Source organism: Azospirillum sp. TSH58 (genome assembly GCF_003119115.1).
Lineage (GTDB): Bacteria > Pseudomonadota > Alphaproteobacteria > Azospirillales > Azospirillaceae > Azospirillum.
The window spans coordinates 886,763-907,376 of record NZ_CP022367.1 but is presented as its reverse complement, the minus strand read 5'-3'; the positions used below and the strand labels follow the sequence as shown (position 1 = coordinate 907,376).

Annotated in this window: 17 protein-coding genes; 6 read left to right on the top strand and 11 right to left on the bottom strand. The window is 65.8% G+C overall.

All coding sequences use genetic code 11. The features are described 5' to 3' along the window. Nucleotides 1–114: 114 nt before the first annotated feature. From TSH58p_RS25590 to TSH58p_RS33375, 5 genes are all read right to left on the bottom strand, one after another. On the bottom strand, nucleotides 115–1,197 hold the full coding sequence (locus TSH58p_RS25590) for a hypothetical protein (RefSeq protein WP_109072032.1): 1,083 nt from the start codon (nucleotides 1,195–1,197) through the stop codon (nucleotides 115–117). A 24-nt stretch (nucleotides 1,198–1,221) separates the two neighbouring features. Beyond that, nucleotides 1,222–1,515 (bottom strand): DUF4282 domain-containing protein, encoded by a 294-nt coding sequence (locus TSH58p_RS25585; RefSeq protein ID WP_109072031.1) that lies wholly within the window; start codon nucleotides 1,513–1,515, stop codon nucleotides 1,222–1,224. A gap of 139 nt (nucleotides 1,516–1,654) precedes the next feature. Continuing rightward, nucleotides 1,655–2,371, bottom strand: coding sequence for a glycine zipper 2TM domain-containing protein (locus tag TSH58p_RS25580; protein WP_109072030.1), 717 nt, complete (start codon nucleotides 2,369–2,371; stop codon nucleotides 1,655–1,657). 65 nt (nucleotides 2,372–2,436) lie between these two features. Further along, nucleotides 2,437–5,352 carry a glycerophosphodiester phosphodiesterase family protein gene (locus tag TSH58p_RS25575; protein ID WP_109072029.1) on the bottom strand — a complete coding sequence of 972 codons (2,916 nt, stop codon included), beginning with the start codon at nucleotides 5,350–5,352 and terminating at the stop codon, nucleotides 2,437–2,439. Nucleotides 5,353–5,377: 25 nt separating this feature from the next. Further along, a complete protein-coding gene (locus TSH58p_RS33375; RefSeq protein ID WP_146205937.1) occupies nucleotides 5,378–6,175 on the bottom strand; it encodes a hypothetical protein in 798 nt (265 codons plus the stop codon). Nucleotides 6,176–6,532: 357 nt separating this feature from the next. Between TSH58p_RS33375 and TSH58p_RS25570 the strand changes: the two genes are divergently transcribed. Together TSH58p_RS25570 and TSH58p_RS25565 are read left to right on the top strand one after the other, a co-directional pair. Next, the gene (locus tag TSH58p_RS25570) at nucleotides 6,533–7,423 is read left to right on the top strand and encodes a transposase (protein WP_109072028.1); all 891 of its coding nucleotides are present in this window, start codon (nucleotides 6,533–6,535) and stop codon (nucleotides 7,421–7,423) included. 276 nt (nucleotides 7,424–7,699) lie between these two features. After that, complete coding sequence (locus TSH58p_RS25565) at nucleotides 7,700–8,821, top strand: hypothetical protein (protein WP_109072033.1); 1,122 nt, start codon at nucleotides 7,700–7,702, stop codon at nucleotides 8,819–8,821. 30 nt (nucleotides 8,822–8,851) lie between these two features. Here the strand turns inward: TSH58p_RS25565 and TSH58p_RS25560 are convergent, their stop codons facing one another. Beyond that, a complete protein-coding gene (locus TSH58p_RS25560; protein ID WP_109072027.1) occupies nucleotides 8,852–9,757 on the bottom strand; it encodes a LysR family transcriptional regulator in 906 nt (301 codons plus the stop codon). A gap of 167 nt (nucleotides 9,758–9,924) precedes the next feature. Here TSH58p_RS25560 and TSH58p_RS25555 point away from each other — a divergent pair, with 167 nt between their 5' ends. Beyond that, a complete protein-coding gene (locus TSH58p_RS25555; protein WP_109072026.1) occupies nucleotides 9,925–10,911 on the top strand; it encodes an MBL fold metallo-hydrolase in 987 nt (328 codons plus the stop codon). A 224-nt stretch (nucleotides 10,912–11,135) separates the two neighbouring features. On the opposite strand, the gene TSH58p_RS33370 is transcribed toward TSH58p_RS25555, so the two are convergent. The 5 genes from TSH58p_RS33370 to TSH58p_RS25530 all read right to left on the bottom strand — a co-directional run bounded on the left by TSH58p_RS33370 (nucleotide 11,136) and on the right by TSH58p_RS25530 (nucleotide 16,176). Further along, the gene (locus TSH58p_RS33370; RefSeq protein WP_158282645.1) at nucleotides 11,136–11,954 is read right to left on the bottom strand and encodes a FadR/GntR family transcriptional regulator; all 819 of its coding nucleotides are present in this window, start codon (nucleotides 11,952–11,954) and stop codon (nucleotides 11,136–11,138) included. Between the two features lie 150 nt (nucleotides 11,955–12,104). Continuing rightward, on the bottom strand, nucleotides 12,105–12,923 hold the full coding sequence (locus tag TSH58p_RS25545; RefSeq protein WP_109072025.1) for a GntR family transcriptional regulator: 819 nt from the start codon (nucleotides 12,921–12,923) through the stop codon (nucleotides 12,105–12,107). A gap of 83 nt (nucleotides 12,924–13,006) precedes the next feature. Continuing rightward, nucleotides 13,007–13,771 (bottom strand): SDR family oxidoreductase, encoded by a 765-nt coding sequence (locus TSH58p_RS25540; RefSeq protein ID WP_109072024.1) that lies wholly within the window; start codon nucleotides 13,769–13,771, stop codon nucleotides 13,007–13,009. Nucleotides 13,772–13,830: 59 nt separating this feature from the next. Further along, nucleotides 13,831–15,030 (bottom strand): mandelate racemase/muconate lactonizing enzyme family protein, encoded by a 1,200-nt coding sequence (locus TSH58p_RS25535; protein WP_109072023.1) that lies wholly within the window; start codon nucleotides 15,028–15,030, stop codon nucleotides 13,831–13,833. Nucleotides 15,031–15,135: 105 nt separating this feature from the next. After that, nucleotides 15,136–16,176, bottom strand: a complete 1,041-nt coding sequence (locus tag TSH58p_RS25530) for an L-idonate 5-dehydrogenase (RefSeq protein ID WP_109072022.1) — start codon at nucleotides 16,174–16,176, stop codon at nucleotides 15,136–15,138. Between the two features lie 864 nt (nucleotides 16,177–17,040). Between TSH58p_RS25530 and TSH58p_RS25525 the strand changes: the two genes are divergently transcribed. The 3 genes from TSH58p_RS25525 (at nucleotide 17,041) to TSH58p_RS25515 (ending at nucleotide 20,604) form a co-directional block, all read left to right on the top strand. Further along, the gene (locus tag TSH58p_RS25525; protein ID WP_109072021.1) at nucleotides 17,041–17,970 is read left to right on the top strand and encodes a 2-hydroxyacid dehydrogenase; all 930 of its coding nucleotides are present in this window, start codon (nucleotides 17,041–17,043) and stop codon (nucleotides 17,968–17,970) included. Between the two features lie 183 nt (nucleotides 17,971–18,153). Continuing rightward, entirely contained in the window at nucleotides 18,154–19,542 is a 1,389-nt protein-coding gene (locus tag TSH58p_RS25520) for an MFS transporter (protein ID WP_109072020.1), read from the top strand. Between the two features lie 99 nt (nucleotides 19,543–19,641). Next, entirely contained in the window at nucleotides 19,642–20,604 is a 963-nt protein-coding gene (locus TSH58p_RS25515; protein WP_109072019.1) for a DUF4862 family protein, read from the top strand. The last annotated feature ends 10 nt before the right edge of the window (nucleotides 20,605–20,614 follow it).

Sequence of the window (20,614 nt, the reverse complement as noted above, 5' to 3'; positions counted from 1 at the left end):
ATGAGGTGGTGTCTTCGACATCCAACGCTTTTCACCGGCATTCGGGAAAAGGGCCGTCCACCACATCATCTCAGGTCGTCGCTGTGCAGATCGACGATCAAGTTCTCTTCATAATTACTGCCGCCAAACGCCGGACTTGTTGCGCTTGGCTTCGTTCTCAGCGTTGCGGATGCGAGCCGGCGCATCTGGCAAGGCCGTGGCCAAGCCGGACAACACCACCATCTCGGAAAGATCGTAGCCTTTCGCGACGACCTTGCAGGCGAAGTCCTGCCCCACCGGCAAGCACTCCACCGGCCCGGCCTGCTTCAGGTAGCCTTTGAAGCTGGCTTCGGCTCCGGGGTGCAGAACCGGGCGAACACCGTAGAGCTGCAGGTTCTGCCCTGCGACCGTAACATTGGCGGTGTTGATGGCCGCGGCTTCACCGGTGATCGGCGACGGAGGGGGCGGAACAACCGGAGCAACCGGAACAATCGGTGCTGGCGGCACCACTGGGGGGCTGGAGATGCTGGCGCTGCCGCCGGCACCCACAGTGGTCTTGGCCTGAGGTTGCGGGGCGTTGCTGGAAATGACCGGCGTCGGTGGAGGCTGCTGTGCCGCCACTTGCGGAGCGGCGTCCTGGATTTGCGCTCGGCGCTGCTCCTCAACCTTCCGCTTGATGGCGGCGGTCTCGATCTCCTTCCGAGCGGTTTCCAAGCGGGCCTCGGCCGCCCTGTGCTCCAGCCAAGCGTCGATGTAGGAGACAGCCGGCTCGGCAAACACCACGCCCAAGCCGATCAGGATGGCAAGGCCGCTCCCAGCATAGGCGAGGCGGCGCTTGACCGGATCGGCCATTGCGTCGCGAAGGCGCCCCATGGAAGCATGAATAACACCCATCGCATCCGATGCCGCCCGTTTGGCGACCGGTTTGTTGTACGCGATGATCGTCCTGGCGCCGGCGGACGCTCGGAGGATCTCGGCTCCCGCCTTGCCCGCCATGGCGTGTGCCGCAGCCCCAACAACCGGGGCGGCTTCCACAACCGCCGCCTTGGCGCTTACCGCGACGTTTCGGATTTCCCGTTCCGCCGACGACAAGCCGGCGGCGATGGCGTTGGATGAGAAGGCCGATGAAGCGGCCATCGGCTTGGTGGCCGCCGGGATGCCGAGGTCGGTCGCAATGGGGACCTCGAATCCCTTTGGCACGCTGTACGAGTCGATCATGCCACGCTCCCGCGGTTTTGCTTGTTACTCCGCGGGGGTCGCCTGGCTGCGTGATTGGCGTTGCCAGACCAGTTCGTCACGGATCATGAACAGGACCATGATGATCTCGGTCGCCACGCGGCTGGCGATGATGCCGACGAACACCAGGAGCAAGCCGCCGACGATGGAGGCCAGCCCGGCCCAGACCTGCCACTGCATCATAGCGACGCCCGAGCTGATAATGGTGAAAGCGGAAATAACCGAGGCGATCACCCCGATGTAGAACAGGACTTTGATGATGGACGGGGTCAGTAGGCGGTCGAATTTGAACAGACCCATGATCGAGCATCCTTGATGTGAAGTTGGCGAGTCATGTTTGGCGGCTCGGGGACGGGCGATGGTCCAGGCCAAACCCGTTCCGAGCCGATTGTTCGGCAGATGCCGCCCGGTCACCCCGTTGGGGTGCCGCGCTCACCCCCTAGCGCGAGACCACGGTCCAGCGCTGCTGGTCGTCCTGGCAGCTCTTGACCACCTCGGACGTCTGGTTGCCCTGCGGGTCAACGACCGTTTGCTTGAGGTCGCGGCACAAGCGGCCGTCGGCCTGCATGGCGGGATCGCTGACGGGCTCGGTCCACCCCCACATGCCGGACTGCCCAGCCGACTTGATCGGCTCTTGGATGGCCCAGGGGTCGTTGGCAGCCGTCGCCTTGCCGCCGGCTTTGGCGGTCGCGCTCGACTGGACGGAACGGTCCTTCTGCTTCTCGCTGGACGCCTTCGCCGGCGTGGGCTTCTTCGGAGCGGGCGCGTTGGCCAGCTTGATCGGGGCAGACTGGGTGCGGCGGAAGTCCTCCATCGACTTCTCGCCCGTGGTGCTCGTCCAGTAGATGGCATTGCCGGTGGTCGCGTTGCCGGCCTGCTGGTTCGCCAGCACCACGGCCTGCTGGTCTTGGCAGTCGAGCATCGAACCGATCTGGTTGCCGATCAGCGCCCCGACGGCGGCACCGGCAAGACCGGCGACGATTTTGCCGCCCCCCTGCCCGAAGAGAGCGGCGCCGGCAATGCCACCTACGAAAGCGCCGAGGCCGGTGCCGGTCATTCTGCATTCGGCCGAAGACATCTTTGTGGTCTGGCACCCGGACAGAACCAGCGGTACGCACACCACAGCGGCAATCACGCCAAAAGTTTTCGCCTTCATTGTATTCCCTTGATGTGTATCTGTTGCCGAGGATGAGCGCGGAAAATATTGGTCCGCGGCTTGCTTTATTGCTGAATGCTCCAGATGCCAGTTTTGTTTGTTCTGGCGCTGGCTTCACTCTTGACGATGTTGTCCGGGGCGCCCGGTTTTGCCTTGGCCAGCCCGGACAGGACCAGGGTTTCGGCCAAGTCCAGGTTTTTCCGAGGCAGCAGGCAGCTGTAGGTTTCACCCTCCGCACGCCGGCATGAGACGTCGCCGGAGTCCTTCAAAAACGCCTGGGCGGTTTCGATGGCTCGCTGGTGCGGCACGGCCGTGACGTAGGCGAGAGGCAAGGTGTGCCCGGACACATTGAGCGTGGCCGTATCCAGGAGTGCGGCGGCCCCATTGATCATGTCGGGCATGGAGGAGGCCGGCTTGACGTCCTGAGCACGAACCGATGGCGACGCCTTGGACGGGGCGGATTTGGTCGGGCAGAAATACTCCGGCCGCTCATCGGTGATGATGAACAGGGGAGCAAAGCCGCCGGTGCGCTTGATCGCATCCGCCATACCCGCTTCGTCCCCGTTTCCGGCGTACACGGCGAGCGTGAGGCCGTTGGCCTTGGCGCGCTGGATCAGGGCTGGGCTGAGATCGGTATGGGGAATGTGCAGCGCCCGCCGCTTGGCGCCGGCAGCCAGGCCAGCGGCTTCGGCGATGCCGTCCTGGCTCAGGAAGCTGCGATTGGAGACCTGCTCATACGCGCCGTCGGCTGCCTTGCGAAGGCGGCTGGTATCGACCCCGAGCCGATCGCCGATCTCCTGGCCTTTCTCGATGCCGCGCGACAGCTTGCCTCCAGGTTCCTGCGGTCCGACCACAATCCCGAGATGCTCGACCGAGCGGGCCGCGAGGCAACGGGCGGCCGACGGGAACGCGGTTGACCAATATGGTGCCTTCTCAAGCCCGCGCGTCATGGCGATCAGGTTGTCGATCTGCCGGCAGGACACCGGGGCCTTCACCTCGATGTGCAGCCGCACATGGCCGGCGTTGGCGGCCTCGATCGCCTCATCCATCAAGGAGGGAGCGCCGACCGATTTGCCACGGGCGTCAACGGCGCGCAGTTGCTTCCATTCCTCGGCGGTGAGAGCGGAGGCTGGCTTCTTCACGCCTACCACGGCGCGGCCGGTCACAGCGTCGTGGTGAACGGCCCAATACCCGTCCTTGAGTGGCTGCACATCGATTTCCGCAGCGTCGAACCCGGCCGCACCGGCGGCCTGGATGGCGGCGGCAGTATTCTCAGCATGAGGCCGAACCCCACGATGGGCGTGGAACTCGCTGACGCATGCTGAAGGGGCAACTGCCGCCGCCGCTTCCAGCTTGACGGCATCGTCTCCGACGGGAGGGACAGCCACCGTTTCCGTCACGGCCTCTTCGCCGCTCGCGGGCGCGGCCTTGGGCAGTTCCTTCGGCACGTAGCCATAGGTGAGGCCAACAAGCGCATGGCGGCGGATCGCTTCAGCGATCGGATAGGATACGGGCTCGGTCTGGACGATCCATCGCAACGCCCAAGGGACATAGAAGGCGCTGTTCGCAGCGGCTTGGCTCTCAAGATCGGTGTAGACAGGGCTGACCGATACCGGGTTCTTGTAATGGTATCCGCCGACCAACCCGAGCGTCAGAGCGGTGAGGCAAGCCGCCCATGCGATGCCGCGGCGACGGGACAGCAAGAGAGTGCCCAGGAAAATGGACTTCGAAAGGTGGCCGAGGCCTCCGATCAGCGAGAAGACCAGAGCCAAGGGGGGAACGATCAGGCGTTCGGCGGCCTGCCGGCCGAGCTCTTCATGCCGCCCACCCACGTCGAATTCGTGCATGGCCGCGGTGTAGATGCCAAAGCTGTGGTCCGTGGCGGCAGTGATCAGCGGCAGATAGATCCGCTTCATGACGTCTTGCGGCGCCACGACATAGTCAAGGGGCACACGAAGCTCCGCGACGCCCATCTTCTCGACGATGGTGCTCTGAATGGCCGGGTGGCGCATGAACGCCGCCGGGGTAAGCGTGCGAGGAAGAACGTCGCCCAGGTTCGCTTTCATCCCCTTCTCATAGGCGTCGTCGGCGCTCCGACGCACAGCGGTGGCGACCGCGGCGTTGAAGCCGGCCCGGTCCGAAGGAGCCCAGGTGTCGGACACCGGAACGCCCATGGATCGGACCTCTGAGCGCACACGGGACCATCCGCGCGCCGGAACGCTCGTCGGTGTGTATCGCTTCTCGCTCAGCTTTCGAACGTAATCCCGCCAGGCGCGCTCCTGCTCCGCCGGAATGCGATCGATGGCATCGGCGTAGTCATTGACGCCCTTGCTGTATTTCCTGAACGATTCGGAAACCTCGCCGATGACCGGCCGCCAGATTTCGTTGTTGAACTCCTCGAAGGACCCGAAGCACCCGTTTTTCCCAACCGTACAGCCCTGCGTCAGGTGCTTGCGCAACGTGGCGCGAAGAATGCCCTTCGCTTCCGTTTCCAGGTTGGGCAAGGAGGATGCCAGCACAGGGAAAACGGCAATGAAGGCCTTCCCGGCGGGATCGTTCCACGCGTCTTCAGGAAGGTCCAGATTGGCCACCCGCAGGTTTCCACCCAGCATGAAACGTGTGGCGACCACAAGGAACGAAGCGTCCCGGCGCTGCCCGCCGTCGAGACGCTCGATGGCAGACTCCACGATATGCTGCTGAATGGCAAACATCAGTGGGATCCAGACCGCGATCAAGGCCACCAGCGCCGCGGCGAACTTCCCATACGACCACGGGCGCTTAAGGAGAAACCCCCAGCAGAATAAAGCTGCCGCGATGCCCGAGAGCGCCCGTCCCCAGTGTTCGATGTGCTTGATTTCGTCGATGTCCGCCAAGCCACCCGATGCGTCGAGAAGCCGTGCGCTGAAACCCAGCTCGAACAGCAAGTACAGGAACGTGACGGTCAGTAGGAAAACCGTCATTATGCGCTTGTTGGCCATCATAACGTATGCCGGGACTGTCCGATTATTAAGGGGCAGGGGTCTTGATTTCCCATACGGTCACGTCCGCCGGCTTTGCGGTGGGTTCCAGCATGGGAGGCAGCTCAATCTGGTTGGGGCTCTGACGCGGCGCGGCGGGAGCCGATGCGGTGTGCGCCGCCGGCGATCCCGACGCAGGCTTCCGCGGTTCCTGGGACCGCGACGTCGAGGCGGTCGTCCGCCGCGAAGAGGAGGGCTTCGGCGGTTTGGAGGGCTTCTCGATGGACGCCAGGGTGACCGGCCCGGAAACCCATTTGTGGGGCTTGTAACCCCAAACCAGAGCGGCAGGACCTTGTCCCTGTTGCGCCACGAAACCTCCGTCCGACGTCTTCGAGAAGGTCAGCGGTGAACTGCAATCTCCGATACGATGGCTCTCGACGGCGTCGCCCTTGATGACATGCACGCCGTAATGCACCGCGCACTCGTTCGTCGCACCCTTCACGATGACGGTGGTCTCCCGTCCATTCTCAAGGGCGCTCACGTCGTCGATGCGAGTGACGCCATGCAGCGGAATGCCGTAGTAATTGCGACCGGGTTGCAGGTCGAACGTGCCGTCGGAGCGCAACCTGCGGATAGACCCCTCACCTTTGTTGGTCTTGAACGTGGAGAGGGTGTCGTAAGCAAATGGCTCCAGAAAGGGCAGGCCAGCCCCCGACTTGCCCTGCGTGGTCACGCACGCACCCAGCGCGAGCGGTATGGCCAGAGCCAGGGCGGGGCGAAGAAGACGCAGGATCACGCGCGCGAGCTTTCGATCAAGGGTTGTTCCAGCCCTGAGGTTGCAGATCATGGTTATGATGTCAACATTGCTATCGCTAATCCGAAGATGTTTTGATCGCAGACTGTTCAAGGAAATGTGTCAGGAGTATGCATCTCAACCAAAAATTAACCGTAACCCAGATCCACAATTTGATTTTTTCTATTATCAACTTAAATCGGCCAGCCGAACCGCTGACTCACGGTGGGGATTCCCAAAGGTGTATACCGGCGTGCAATTCAGGCCAGGATAAATATGACGGATCAACGGGATAGCGCACCGGCCGGCGTAGAGTGCGGACGCCGATCTACAATTTTCAGTTCTACAGTTGAGCCTGAGAGGCTGAAGGGTGCGAACTGTTGAACGGAGTCTCCGCTTTTGGAGGCTCCCATGAGCAGAACTTTGGATGTGTTGCCGGGTTGGCCGGCGCGGCTCGATGAGCTGTTCGGCCGCATTTCTGGTGAGTTCGCGCGTGCCGAGCCGCGTCGGCAGGCCCGCAAGTACCCGGAAGGGCTGCTCGGTGGCGCCAAGCGCAAGAACGGCTGGCAACTGGCCGAACAGATCGGCGACGCCCGGCCCTGGAGCACGCGGCGGGTGCTCAGCCACGTGCTGTGGGACCAGGATCGCATCCGCGACATATGCCGCGCCTCCGTCGTCGAGCAACTCGGCCGTGACGGTGTGCTCATCGTCGATGAAACGGGCTTCCTCAAGAAGGGCGAGCACTCCGTAGGCGTAGCCCGGCAATACTCCGGCACCGCCGGGCGTATCGACAACTGCCAGGTTGGCGTGTTCCTGGCCTACGCCACCGACCGCGGCCACGCGCTGGTCGACCGTCGGCTCGACCTGCCCGAGGGCTGGCTGGGCGACGCGCATCGGCGCGAGGGCCGCATCCCGGCCGACTACGGCTCGGACAAGAGCCTGCGCGTGCTGCTGGAGCAGCGCGGGATTTCCTACCTGCTGGCGGTGCGCGGCAACGAGGTGATCAACGTCCTGACCGCTGAGCGCGAGTTCCCCCACTTCAAGGCCTCGGCCTTGGCCGACCTCGTGCCGGAGGATGGCTGGAAGCGGCTGAGCGCCGGTGTCGGCGCCAAGGGGCAGCGCTATTCCGACTGGGCCCGGTTGCGCCTGTTCCGCTTGCAGGATCCGCCACCTCATCACCGCCTTCCAGAGGCAGTGTCCACCCGGGCTCACCCTGATCCTCGGTTGGTCGGTGTGGCGGCGAACCCATCAGGCCGTCGCCCGGGCGTATCACAGCTCATGACCGAGCAACTTCAACTGTAGGACTAGGGTCCATTCCGGTCCATAGCCCGCGACCGTGACGATGGCGCGGCGCCGTTCGTCACGGGCGCGTGGTCCACCGGGTGGATCGCCGGCCGCCGGATCAACTGTGCCCCGAGACATCATCCTGCGCAGGAATGTTGGGGTTGCGAGCGTGTTCGATCCCAACTGGAGGCAATTCTCCTTCCGCTGTTTTCATCGGGAGATCACCCTGTTGTCATGGCTGTCTTCCCGGCTGGACGACGCCTTGCGGCATTTTGCGGTGGAGGGATGGACAGCATGGCGGACCAGTCGATAAAATTCGCCTACGAGTACGGGAAATACAAATATTTCGAATTTTCCGGAAACAACAACAAGGTGGATGTCGAGTTTTCCTGGGACTCCCCGAAAACCGACCCATCGGGAAGACCGATACCGAAGAAGGTGGTCGATCTTTTCAACAAGAATGTGCGCGACGCCATTCAGGAGTTGATGAAGACCGAAGAGAAGACGGTTGCCGAAATAAAGAAGCAAATCCAGGCGTGGGATCAAAAGATCGCAAAGCACGAGATCGACGGCCGCAACCTGTTTTTGTTTTTGAACACGATCAACGACACCATGGAGCAGCGGGCCGCCGACCGCTTCGGGGGAATCGTCGGCGGCATCGCGACGGTCATGAAGCTGATCGTGAAGAAGGCCTTTGCCGGCCTGGACGCGGCCGTGCGCAAGATGCTCGAAGACATGAAGTGGAAGGTCTACGCCAAGACGGTGGGAAAGATCGTTCTCGCTCTGACGGCGACGGCCCTCGCCATCACGGCCACGGTGCTGACCGGAGGAGCGGCGCTGCCCCTGGTCGTGGCGGGCGCCAAGATCACGCTCGACGTGGTCAAGGAAGGGAAGGCGGCCTACGACAGTTTCAACGACGGCGCGGACGAGGTGGTCGCCTTGCAAAGCGCGGTGGCGAAACACCGGAGCGGCGCGCAGGAGGCGATGAAGGTGGTCGAGCGGGCTGAGAGCCGGCGCTACCTCATGGCGGAGTCGGTGAACAAGCTGGAGCGGCAGCTTCGCGCGGCGGAGGCCAAATACGAAGACGTCGAGCGCATCCTCAATCAGAAGAAGATCGATGGAATCGCCGTCACCGAGGATGCCTCCATCCTGGCTCTCGTCAAGAAGGTGAAGCAGTACAAGGATCTGATCGACCGCCTCACCCCCCTGCTGAACGCGGCCCGCGCCGACCTGAAGCGCCTGGACGCGATGATCGACGGAGCGCGACGGGCGTTCGACCCGTCCACCTACGACGCGATTCCAAACGCCGACTGGAAGACGATTCTCAAGAAATACGCGGACGAGTACGGCTCGACGGTCAAGACGCTGGGTGACCTGGGCTCCAGCATCGCCACCGTCGTCCAGAAGATGGCCTGATCCCCCGGCCTTCCGGCCCCACCCGCGGGGTCAGCCGCCGGCCTGCCAGTCGTAGCCCTTCATGTGATCGAGGAACGCCCGCATGGCCGCGCTCGGAAGGCGGCGGTTGGGATAATACAGGTACCAGTGCGGCAAGCTGGGGCTCCACTCCGGGAAAAGCTCCACCAGCCGACCGTCCTGGACGTGAGGTTTCGCGTAGTCGTCCAGGACGTGGCCGATGCCCCGGCCGGCCAGGGCGGCCTGAAGCTCGTTGTGCACCGTGCTGACCGTCAGGCGTCCGGTGGGGGTGACCTCCAACGCGTCGGTCCCATGGGCGAACCGCCATGTGACGAGGGTGCCGCCGGGGAACCTCCGCCTTATGCAGTCATGCCCGACGAGGGCATGCGGCGTCTCCGGCCGCCCGTGTCGGGCGATGTAATCGGGTGACGCGACGATCGCATATCTGAGCGACGGCCCAAGCGGGACCGCGATCATGTCCTGCGCCAGCTGCTTGCCGAACCGGACGCCGGCATCGAAACCCTGCTCAACGATGTCGATCACCGCGGCATCGCTGATGATCTCGATCTTCACCTCGGGATAGGCGTCCATGAAGTCGAAGACCAGCGGACACAGGAGATGATCGACGGCGGGCGCCGGCGCGTTGATCCGCAGCGTGCCCGACGGGCTGTCCCTCAGCTCGTCGACCTCGGCGATCGCCAGCTGGATATCGTTCAACGCCGGGGCCAGACGATCGAGGAGGCGCTGCCCGGCCTCCGTCGGCGATACGCTCCTCGTCGTCCGGTTGAGCAGCCGGATGCCAAGGGCCTCCTCCAGGGCGTTCATCGTCTGGCTCAAGGCCGATGACGAGACGCCCCGTTCGAGCGCCGCCGCGCGAAAGCCGCCACAGCGCACAATGGCGGCGAACACATCGAAGCTGTCCAAGCGAATTGGGTTCATTGCGAAGCTGGCCTAATCAAGCCGATCACATTTGCTGAGCTTATCAGCGCAATCTTGCCGTGTCATGGTCGATCTGCGGTTGATCGTCGCGTCCTGATCGCCGTCCGTCACTGGTCACTCCCGGTCCCGCGGCCGGAAGAGGGCGCCCCCTTTGGGAGGAAACACCGATGAATGCCCTCACTCTGAACCGACGCAAAATCATGCTGTCCGCGGTCGTCGGCGCATCGTCCCTGTTCCTTCCCGGTGGTGGGGGCGCGCTTGGGCAGGCGGCGCCGACGCCCGCGACCGGCAACCCCGGCCATTACCGTTTCCAGGTCGGCGAGATCGGCGCGACGGTGTTGAGCGACGGCGTGATCGGCGGTCCGCCCCGCGTCTATGCGAGCGATGCGCCCGAAGCGGAGCTTCAGGAGGTGCTGCGGCGCGCCTTCCTGCCGACGGACCACATGACGTTGAATCTGAACACCCTTCTGATCGAAACCGGCGGACGGCGCATCCTCGTCGAGGCCGGTGCGGGCGCGACGATGGGGCCGAACGGCGGACGGGTTTTTCAGAACCTCGCGGCGATCGGGCTCGGCCCCGCGGACATCGACGCCATCGTGATCTCGCACACCCATCCCGACCATGTCGGCAATCTCAGGACCGCGAACGGCGGCAAGGCGTTTCCCAGGGCCACCGTCTTCGTGCCGAGGGCGGACTGGGAATTCTTCGTCCGCAACGATCCCGATCTGTCCTACATGCCCGTTCCGCAGGATTTTCGTCTGCGCTTCGCCGCCGCCATCAAGAGCAGCCTCGACCCCGTCAAGAGCGACGTGGAGCTTTATGACGCCGGTGCCGAGATCGTGCCGGGCCTCACGACGATCGTCGCCTCCGGCCACACGCCGGGCATGGCGACCTTCCTCGTCCATTCCGGAAACGACCAGTTGCTGCTGACCGCGGACCTCGCCTACCACCCGGTCGTCAATGTCGACAATCCATGGCGTCCCGGTCCCGATCGCGACAAGGACACCGCGCTCGCCTCGCGCCGGCGCATCTTCGACCGGGCGGCCGCCGACCGCATTCCCGTGCTGGGGTTCCATTTTCCGTTTCCGGGCCTCGGCCGGATGCTCAAGACGGACGGCGGCTACGCCTGGGTCCCGGCGAACTGGCAGTTTTGAGCGGAACTGTGGGGGACCGGCCCGCCGGCACCCCCCGAATCCGGCGCCGGCGGACGGTCACGGAGCGGATGGGGGATCGTTGAACGCATCGTGCGTGCCAGAAGCCGCAAGCGGTCAAACGGCCGCGGAGCCGGAGCCAGGCAGCACCGGCTCGGCGGCGAACAGCCGATTCACGCGGCGCCGAAAACGCGGAAGGACCCGTGTCGCCTGACACCGGGCCGTCTTCACCCCGACTTCCGCGTGGATGTCGATGCCTTGGCCCGTCGGGTGCGCACCGTCTTGCTGCTCTTGGCCTCGTCGTCCTCGGAACGATCGCCGGAATCGCCGGTACGACGGTAATGCTCGTAGGACTTGTCGATGTGCTGCTTCATCAACCGTTCGGCTTCTTCCGGCTGACGGCGCTCGATCGCGTCGATGATCGCATCATGCTCGTTCGCGGCGGCATGCATGCGGCCATCCTTGTAGGTGGCGTGCTGGTGCGAGAAGCGGAGCACGTCCGGCCCCATCAGAGCGATCAGCGAGCGGAGCAGGTTGTTGTTGGTCGCCTCCGCGACCTTGAGGTGGAACAGAAGGTCCTCCTCCAAGGTGTAGGCGTTGGCCTCGGCCTGCTCGCGCATCCGCTGCTGGGCCTTGCGTATCTCGTCGATCTGGCCGCTGTGCGCACGCTCGGTCGCCAGCCGGGCGGACAAGGCCTCCAGGGCGCCGCGCACCTCGATCAGCATCTCCGGGCTGGTGTCGTCCGCGTTGAGGATGTTGTTGATGAGGCCGAGCAGGACATGTTCGCTGAGATTTTCCACCACCGTGCCGCTTTGCGGCGAGGTTCGGACGATCCCGAAGAATTCCAGGCGGCGGAGCGCCTCGCGCACCGTGCCGCGGCTGACGTCGAAGCGCTCGGCGAGCACCCGTTCCGCGGGCAGCTTCTGGCCCGCCTTGATGATCCGGCGGGCGATCAGGTCGCTGATCTGCTCGATGATGATGTCGGGCGGGCGTCGGACCTTGATTTTCTGCAGGTGGCGGGAGACGTCGAAATCAGGGTCATCCATGCCGCTCTCCGGTCACTGAACTGGTTCTCTGGTACGCTGTCGCTCCAGTTCTTTAGGCATCCGCAGCGGACAAGTCAACCGCAGGCCTGGGCGGAAAGGGATCGCCACCACCGATCGGCGGCATGGAACATGGGCAGCCTCGCGCTTGTCTCAGCGCAAGGACTGCGGGTCATCGGGTTCGTAAATATCGGGTTCGTAAAAATAGCACGGAACCACGTCGCGCAGCTTCGTGATCGTCCCGGTCACGCCGTCGAGGTGGATGGCCATCCGTGCGGCGGCGCTATCGGGCTCGCGCGCGGCGATGGCCGCGACAATGGCCTCATGCTCGGCGATCGCCGGCCCCATGCCCCCGAAGACCAGAAGGCCGAGGCGGCGGCAGCGGTCGATCTGCGCTTTGACCCTCCCGACCGCCGTCCAGAAGCCCGGATAACCGGCAGCCTCGGAGAGGAGCGCGTGAAACGCCTCGTCCGCCGCGTGGAAACCCTCGATGTCTCCGGCCGTCTCACAGGCGCGCTGACGTTCGATGGACGCGCGCAGCCGCGCGATGTGATCGGGCGTTGCCCGGCGGGCCGCGTAACGCACGACACGGGTTTCGAGGGCTTTGCGCATTTCGCCGGCCTCCGGCAGCGCCCGCAGGGGAATGCGCGCCACCCGCAGCCGTGCCTCATGGCGCTGCGGATGCGGGTGGCGCTCGACCAGCTGTTCGTCGGCCAGCCGGTCGATGGCCTGCCGGACCTTCGGGCGGCTGGCGCCATAGGTCTCGCCAAGGGACCGCTCGCCGATGGTCTCGCCCGGCCGGCGGTGGAGTGAGACGATGGCGTTCCGCAGATCCCGATAGATCGTTTGGGAGTCCGCGTGCCAAGGCCAGGATGCGTCGGCCTCGCGCCCGGCGGGGCACGCCGCCGTTTCGGCCGCCGTTTTGGCCACCGGTTCGGTTGATGCGGCGTGCCGCGACGGGGTCGGCTTCATGTCTGTCGGACCTGTTCCGATGGGGCCGGCTTTCCGCTTCTCCCGGCACACGCGGATGCGGGCCGGGATGCGTCATTGCGAGGTCAGTAGATGGCCATGAAGCCGCCATCGACGAAGATCAACTGGCCGTTGACGAAGTCGGAGGCCTGGGAGGCCAGGAACACCGCCGTGCCGACCAGATCCGTCGGGTTTCCCCAGCGCCGCGCCGGCGTGCGCTTCTTCACCCAGGAGTCGAACTCCTCGTTCTCGATCAGGGGCTTGTTCATCTCGGTCACGATGTAGCCCGGACCGATGGCGTTGATCTGGACGTTGAACTCCGCCCACTCCGCGGTCATCGACTTGGTCAGGAGGCGGATGCCGCCCTTGGCCGCGGCGTAGGGCGCCACGGTGACGCGGGCCTGTTCGCTGGTCAGGGAGCCGATGTTGATGATCTTGCCCGCCCGCCGCGCGACCATGCGGCGGCCCGCCTCGCGGCCGACGAGGAAGGCGCTGGTCAGGTTGGTGTCGATGACCTTGCGGAAATCCGCCACCGGAAAATCGACCAGCGGGCTGCGGATCTGGATGCCGGCGTTGTTCACCAGGATGTCGACGGCGATCCCCTGCGCGTCGAGGTCGGCGAAGGCCTTCGCCACCGCGTCCTCGTCCGTCACGTCGAAGGCCGATTCGTGGACGGTGTAGCCCTTGTCGCGCGCCTTCGCCGCGGCGTCGGCCAGGGCGGTGGGGTTGATGTCGCTGAGGACGATCGCGGCGCCGGCCTCGGCCAGCCCTTCGGCGATGGCGTTGCCCAGGCCCCGCGCCGATCCCGTCACGAGCGCGGTCTTGCCGGTCAGGTCAAACATGGTCGTCATAATGGCGGATCTTTCGATTGGAGGCTGCCGGCCAGAGACTGCCGGCCGGAGACTGCCGGTCAGAGGCTGCTGCGGCGGACGCTCAGGTCGGAGCGCTCGAAGACGGCGGGGAGGAGTTCCGTGCCGAGGCCCGGCCCTTCCATCGGCAGCACATGGCCGTCGACGATGCGCGGGACCTCGGTCACCAGCTCCGTGTACCAGCCCGTGTAGAAGGCCCGGACCGACTCCTGGATCAGCGTGTTCGGGTTGGACAGCGAGGAGTGCACGGCGGCGACATAGGCCACCGGCCCGGTGCAGTCGTGCGGCGCGTAGGGGCGATGGTAGGTGTCGGCGAGCGCGGCGATCTTGCGCCCTTCGGTCAGGCCGCCGGTCCACACCAGATCGGTCATCACCACGCCGATCGCCCCGGCCTCCAGCATGTCCTTGTAGGGGAAGCGCGAGCCCAGCGTCTCCGAGGCGCAGATCGGCACGCTGGTCGAGCCGGCCAGCTCGGCCAGCGCGTTGACCGAGTTCATGCGGATCGGGTCCTCGTACCAGGTCGGCTCGTAGTCCTCGAGGACGCGGGCAATCTTCTTGACGGTCGGGAGGTTCCACAGGCAGTGGAATTCGACCATGATCTGCATCCGGTCGCCGACGGCCTTGCGAATCTTCTCGAAGGGCTCGACCGCGCGCTTCATCTGCTCGGCGGTGATGAAGCGTCCGTCGTTGGCGATGGCCGCGGGGTCGAACGGCCAGATCTTCATGCCGGTGATGCCCTGCTCCAGCAGGCTCTCGGCGAGCCGTCCGGCGTCGGTCATGAAGCCGTTGAGATCCTCGTAGGGACCTTCGCTGGAACCGAGGTTCCAGGTATCGACCGGCTTGATCTTGTTGGACCGCACATAGCCGTAGCCCGCGCAGGTGTTGTAGACCGGCACCCGGTCGTGGCAGAGGCCGCCCAGCATCTGGTGCACCGGCTGGCCGCACACCTTGCCGAGAATGTCCCACAGCGCGAGGTCGATGGCCGACGCGGCGCGGTACTCGGCGCCGGTCGAGGATTGCGCCATCGGCAGATTCACCAGCTCGCGGGCGTGGGCCTCGATGCGCAGCGGGTCCTTGCCGAGCAGGCGCGCCGCCAGGACGTCGTGGATGTGCGCCTCCACCGCGCCCGCCCCATAAAAGGTCTCGCCCAGGCCGACGATTCCGGCGTCGGTGTGGACGCGGACCCAAACGACGTTGGAGAACTCGTCCGTCCTCAACGTTTCCAGCTGCGTGATTTTCATTGGTCACTCGCAAAGGTCTTGCGGATGTCCGCAAGCGGTCGGTTCCACGGAAGGACCCGCCGGAACGGGCGGGCCCGGTGGCAGGGCTTCGTCAGGAGGGGGCGATCACCCGAAGACGATCTGCACCTTCATGTTCCGGCTGCGGTCGTGCGCGGCGTCGAACGCCTCGGCGGCGGATTCGAACGGAAACTGCGCCGTGGCCAGCGGCGACAGATCGACGCCGCCCGTCGTCAGGGCGGCGACGGCCCAGGCGAACTCCTCATGGAAGCGGAAGGAGCTTTTCAGCGTCACCTCCTTGGCCAGCAGCCGGTTGAGCGGGATCGGGGTGAGGCCCGGCGCCAGCATGCCGACCTGGACGACCACGCCGCCGGCCCGCGTGCTGAGGACGCAGGTCTCCACCGCCTTGGCGCTGCCCGACGCCTCGAAGCTCACGTCGAAGCAGCCGCGGTCGGCCTGCCAGCGGCTGGGTGTCTCGCTGTCGGACAGGACGTTGACCGTCTCGTGGGCGCCGACCTTGGCGGCGATCTCCAGGGCGTTGTCGGACAGGTCCGTGATGGTGACGTGCCCGGCGCCCGCCCGGCGCGCGGCGACCGCGATCAGGCAGCCGATCGGCCCCGCGCCGGTGATCAGGACGCGCCGGCCGAGCAGGCTGCCGGCCTGCGCCACCGCGTGAAGGGCGACGGCGAAGGGCTCCGCGAAGACCAGATTGCTGTGCCGCGTGTCCTGCGGGACCGGGAAGCACTGGAAATCGCGCACCACCAGCGTTTCGCGGAAGGCCCCCTGGACATGGGGAAACCGCGAGGCGCTGCCGAAGAAGATCATGTTGGCGCACAGGTTCTCCCGGCCGCCCAGACAGTGCGGGCAGGTATGGCAGGGCTTGCCGGGATTGACGGCGACGCGGTCGCCGACCTTGGTCCGGGTGACGTCCGGGCCGACCTCGACGACCTCGCCGCTGATCTCATGCCCCAGCACCATCGGTTCCCGGACGTTGAAGTCGCCGACGCGCCCTTCGAAGAAGTAATGGAGGTCGGACCCGCAGATCCCGCCGGCGGCGATCTTGACCCGGACCTCGCCGGGACGCAGGGACGGTTCGTCCAGGGCTTCGAGGCGGAGATCCTTTTGTCCGTGCAGAACACAGCCGCGCATCTGATTTCTCCTGATGGGGGTCCGGCGCGTCATCGCGCCTGGAGCCGCGTGGGATATTGGCGAAGGAGGGGCGGATCGGAGGGAGACGGGCCCGTCCGGTCTCGAGGGCGTCCGCTGCCATGGTTCCAGTGAACCAAACAGCAAATTGGTCTATTGGTCTAATAGCTATGGCGCGCATGCCGGCTTGTCAACACGAAGAGTGGGAGGGGCAAACATCTTCCCGCGGCGTGCGCGGCATGGGAGGTCGGCGCGCGGCGCGTCGCATCCAGCGGTCTCGCCAAATTAATCAAGCGATATCAGGGGCTTGATTCGTCATTCGGCTGGTCGGCGGGGAGTCCGGTGGAACGACGTCACCGGCGCTGGCCGTCTTTCCACGGTGTCGGCATGGCGCATGGCGGGCGAAGCCGGTGGCTTGGATGGGGTCGCGCTGCGACCGTTGGCCGCACGCCAACGCAACATTTTGCATGCCCAGCGTTATGCTGTTGACAGGCGTTGGCACGCTGTCTTATCCAGTGAGTCAGAAGACCAGTGTACCAATATCCCAATGGCGCCGGTTTCGCGTCCAGCAAGGCCGCCGGGGTTCGGGAGGCCGCGCGGTGCCGCAACGGAAACCTCCGCGACGAACGGCTTTCGGAACGCGGGGCGGTCCGGGCCGGGCGGCGGAGGCGGCAGGTCAGACAATCGGTTTCACCGACGGCGTTGCTCCGTCACCAAACGATGCCGAGCGAATAATCTCAAGAGGGAGTCATGAGTGCCATGCCCAACGGGACATCACAGCCCGGCGACCGCGACGGCGTCGCGCCACCGCCACACCCACGGCGCGTCGTCATTGCCGACGCCAACTTCGTTCCGCACCGCCCACTGATGGAGGCCCGGCTTCCGGCGGGCACCGTTCTCTCCTGGCATCCGGCGTTCGACGAGGCGGCGGTCGTGGCCGATCTGCCGGGCGCCGACGTCTTCGTCGGCCCCCGCTTCACCGCCGCGATGGGTGCCGCGGCCGACTCCCTGCGCCTCGTCCATGTCGGCGGCGCCGGCTATGACGGCATCGACACCGGGGCTCTTCCCACGGGCGCCGTCTGCGCCAACACCTTCTGCCACGAATCCTCGATCGCCGAATATGTGGCGGCGACCAGCGTCGTCATGCGCCGCCAGTTCCTGCAGCAGGACCGCGCGCTGCGCACCGGGCATTGGGATTCGTCGGTCTATGAATCGCAGCGCTATCAACTGAATTCCCTGGCCGGGGCCACCGTCGGAATCATCGGCTACGGACACATCGGGTCGCGCACCTGGCAGCTCATGCGCGCGTTCGGCGCGTCGGGCGTCACGGTCACGCCTCGTCCGGTCGATGTGGAGCGGGAAGGGCTGACCTGGGCGGCCGGCATCGACGGGCTGGACCGTCTGCTCGCCGCGAGCGACGTCGTCGTGCTGTGCCTGCCGCTGCGGCCGGACACCCGCCACATGATCGACGCCGCGCGGCTGGCGGCGATGAAGCCCGACGCCCTGCTCGTGAACGTCAGCCGCGGCCCCCTGATCGATCCCGAGGCGCTCTACGAGGCGCTGAAGGAGCGGCGCATCGGCGGCGCCGTCATCGACGTCTGGTACCAGTATCCCACCGGCGGCGCTCACGCCCAGCCGTCCTCGCTGCCCTTCGCCTCGCTCGACAACGTCCTGATGACCCCGCACATCTCCGGCGTCACGCGCCAGACCTTCGAAGGCCGGGTGCAGGACATCGCGGCGAACATCGGCCGTCTTGCGGCCGGCGAACCGCTGCGCAACGTGGTGTTCCCCCGCTAGGACCCACCCATCCCCGCCAGACCGGTTCGCCGCCTCCCCCCACCAGCCGGGGGGCGGACGGCCCTCCTGTTCCCCTGCGCCGCACTGTCGGACCCGCTCCCCCGTGGCGCCCCACGACCGCGTGTCACGCGTCGCGTGACATCATCACTCCACCGTTCCGGTGGTTCGTGAAGGAAGCAGCCTATGACCGAGATATCCAGCACCATCGCCCAACCGGACACCGTCTCCCAGGACACAACCCCCGCCGACGCCACCAACGTCAGGCGGGCTGCGCTTGCCGGGCTCATCGGCACGATGCTCGAGAATTTCGACTTCGTGATCTACGGCACCGCGTCCGCCCTGATCTTCAGCAAGCTGTTCTTTCCGACGATCTCGCCGGCGGCGGGAATCATCGCCAGTTTCGGTGCCTATGCGATCGGCTTCCTGGCGCGGCCGTTGGGTGGGCTGTTCTTTTCGCATTACGGCGAGAAGTATGGGCGCAAATGGGTGCTGGTCACGACGCTGTTCCTGATGGGCGGGGCGACCTTCGCCATCGGCTGTTTGCCGACCTATGAGACGGCCGGCATCTGGGCGCCGCTGCTGCTGGTTCTCTGCCGCTTCCTGCAGGGCTTCGGCGCGGGCGCCGAGCAGTCGGGCGGCGCCACGCTGCTGACCGAGACGGCCCCCCTCGGCCAGCGCGGCCGGCTCTCGTCGCTGATCATGGTGGGTGCTGCGTTCGGCACGGCGCTGGGAGCCATCGCCTGGATCGGGGCCCAGCAACTCCCCACCGACATGCTGATGAGTTGGGGCTGGCGCGCGATCTTCTGGAGCAGCATCCTCGTCACCATCGCCGCCTTCGTCATCCGGCTGAAGCTCGCCGAGAGCCCGATCTTCATCGAGCTGAAGAAGAAGGTGGACGTCAAGAACCAGGCCCCGCTCAAGGTCGTCGCCAAGCACGGCAAGAAGAACGTGGTCAAGGTGATCCTGATGAACTGGGGCGTGTCGACGCAGTCCTACATCTACCAGGTCTTCATGATCACCTATCTGGTGAGCGTGGTGGGCGTCGACACCCATTTCATCCCGCCGGTGCAGCTGGCCGCCGCGATCGCCGCGTCCTTCGCCGCCTTCCTGACCGGCATGCTGTCCGACCATTTCGGCCGGCGCCGCATGACCCTCGTGCTGACCGGCCTGCTCACCGTCACGCCGTTCCTCGTCTTCCCCGGCCTCAACACCGGTTCGCCCGTTCTGATCACCGCGATCATCGTCTTCGGCTACATGGTCGCGGCCCAGGGCGTGACCGGCGTGCACATGAGCTTCTTCCCCGAGATCTTCGGCAGCCGCTACCGCTACGCCGGGGTGACGCTGGGCCGTGAGTTCTCGTCCATCATCGGCGGCGGCATCGCGCCGCTGCTGAGCGCCGCGCTGCTGGCCTGGTACGCCAACTCCTGGGTTCCCGTGGCGATCTACATGGCCCTCACCATGCTGGTGTCCTTCCTGGTCACCTATTCGCTGCCCGAGACCCTCAACCGCGACCTGAGCAAGCCGACGGACGCCGAATGGGGCGAGGCTCGGTCTTCCGAAAGCCGCGCCTGACCTCGGCGCGATCCATGAACCGGGGTCGCTCCTCTGAACCGGGAGCGGTCCCGAACGTCCGAACCCCGGCAGGTTCGACCAAGACGGAGAAGCAGCATCATGAATTCCCACCAAAAGCCGTTTCGCGTCGTGGGCGCCTACGCCGCCCAGCCGAACGCCGCGGCGGAGCGCCGGGCCTTTCTGGACGGTGTCCTGGATCTTCCCGGCGTCGATGGCTTGGAAATCTCCTGGGGCGCGCCCGGCTGGGACGAGGATTTCCCGATTCTGGCCGATCTGTTGGAACGCCGGGGAGGGCAGGGGCGGCATGTGTTGACCCTGATCGGCGCCGCCGCTTCCGCCGCGGCGAAGGACCCGAAGGTCGGGCTGGCGTCCACCGATGCGGCCGGGCGTGCCCGGGCCGTGGAACTGGTCGCTGCGGCCCACCGGGCGGTCGCCGACTTCGTTGAGCGCGGGCAGCGCATCCTGGCGGTCGAGGTTCACGCCTTCCCGTCCCTTCCGGCCGCGGCGGCGGGGGAGGGGGGCTGTGCGCTGGAGGCTTCGCTTCGGGAGATCGCGTCCTGGGACTGGGGCGGAGCGACGCTTATCGTCGAACATTGCGACGCCCGACCCACAGACGGACCGTGGCAGAAGGGCCTGCTTCCCCTTGATGTCGAGATCGAGGCGGTGATGGCCGCAGCCGGGGCGGCGCCGACGCCCCTGGGAATGGCCGTGAACTGGGGGCGATCCGCCATTGAGGAGCGCGACGCAACGGCTCCGGAGCGGCACGCGCGCCGCCTGCGCTCGGCCGGGCTGCTGCGCGGAGTGATGTTCTCCGGCGCGACCGGCCGCGAAGGCGCCTACGGTCCGGCCTGGAGCGACGTGCATCCGCCGCTCCGTGAACAGGTTGGAGAGTCCGTGATGGATCGAGGCCATGTCGCGGCAACGCTCGACGCCGCCGGGGCCGGTCTGCTCTATGAAGGCGTCAAGGTTGCCGTCCGGCCCCAGGAGGCCAGCACGGCGGACCGCATCGCTCTGATCCGCGGTACGCTGGACGCGCTCGACGCGGCACGGTCGACCCGATGAGGGCGACTGT

Coding starts and splice junctions, on each gene's coding strand:
- TSH58p_RS25590 (WP_109072032.1), bottom strand. CDS start 1,197: ATGATCGACTCGTACAGCGTGCCAAAGGGATTCGAGGTCCCCATTGCG.
- TSH58p_RS25585 (WP_109072031.1), bottom strand. CDS start 1,515: ATGGGTCTGTTCAAATTCGACCGCCTACTGACCCCGTCCATCATCAAA.
- TSH58p_RS25580 (WP_109072030.1), bottom strand. CDS start 2,371: ATGAAGGCGAAAACTTTTGGCGTGATTGCCGCTGTGGTGTGCGTACCG.
- TSH58p_RS25575 (WP_109072029.1), bottom strand. CDS start 5,352: ATGATGGCCAACAAGCGCATAATGACGGTTTTCCTACTGACCGTCACG.
- TSH58p_RS33375 (WP_146205937.1), bottom strand. CDS start 6,175: ATGATCTGCAACCTCAGGGCTGGAACAACCCTTGATCGAAAGCTCGCG.
- TSH58p_RS25570 (WP_109072028.1), top strand. CDS start 6,533: ATGAGCAGAACTTTGGATGTGTTGCCGGGTTGGCCGGCGCGGCTCGAT.
- TSH58p_RS25565 (WP_109072033.1), top strand. CDS start 7,700: ATGGCGGACCAGTCGATAAAATTCGCCTACGAGTACGGGAAATACAAA.
- TSH58p_RS25560 (WP_109072027.1), bottom strand. CDS start 9,757: ATGAACCCAATTCGCTTGGACAGCTTCGATGTGTTCGCCGCCATTGTG.
- TSH58p_RS25555 (WP_109072026.1), top strand. CDS start 9,925: ATGAATGCCCTCACTCTGAACCGACGCAAAATCATGCTGTCCGCGGTC.
- TSH58p_RS33370 (WP_158282645.1), bottom strand. CDS start 11,954: ATGGATGACCCTGATTTCGACGTCTCCCGCCACCTGCAGAAAATCAAG.
- TSH58p_RS25545 (WP_109072025.1), bottom strand. CDS start 12,923: ATGAAGCCGACCCCGTCGCGGCACGCCGCATCAACCGAACCGGTGGCC.
- TSH58p_RS25540 (WP_109072024.1), bottom strand. CDS start 13,771: ATGACGACCATGTTTGACCTGACCGGCAAGACCGCGCTCGTGACGGGA.
- TSH58p_RS25535 (WP_109072023.1), bottom strand. CDS start 15,030: ATGAAAATCACGCAGCTGGAAACGTTGAGGACGGACGAGTTCTCCAAC.
- TSH58p_RS25530 (WP_109072022.1), bottom strand. CDS start 16,176: ATGCGCGGCTGTGTTCTGCACGGACAAAAGGATCTCCGCCTCGAAGCC.
- TSH58p_RS25525 (WP_109072021.1), top strand. CDS start 17,041: ATGGAGGCCCGGCTTCCGGCGGGCACCGTTCTCTCCTGGCATCCGGCG.
- TSH58p_RS25520 (WP_109072020.1), top strand. CDS start 18,154: ATGACCGAGATATCCAGCACCATCGCCCAACCGGACACCGTCTCCCAG.
- TSH58p_RS25515 (WP_109072019.1), top strand. CDS start 19,642: ATGAATTCCCACCAAAAGCCGTTTCGCGTCGTGGGCGCCTACGCCGCC.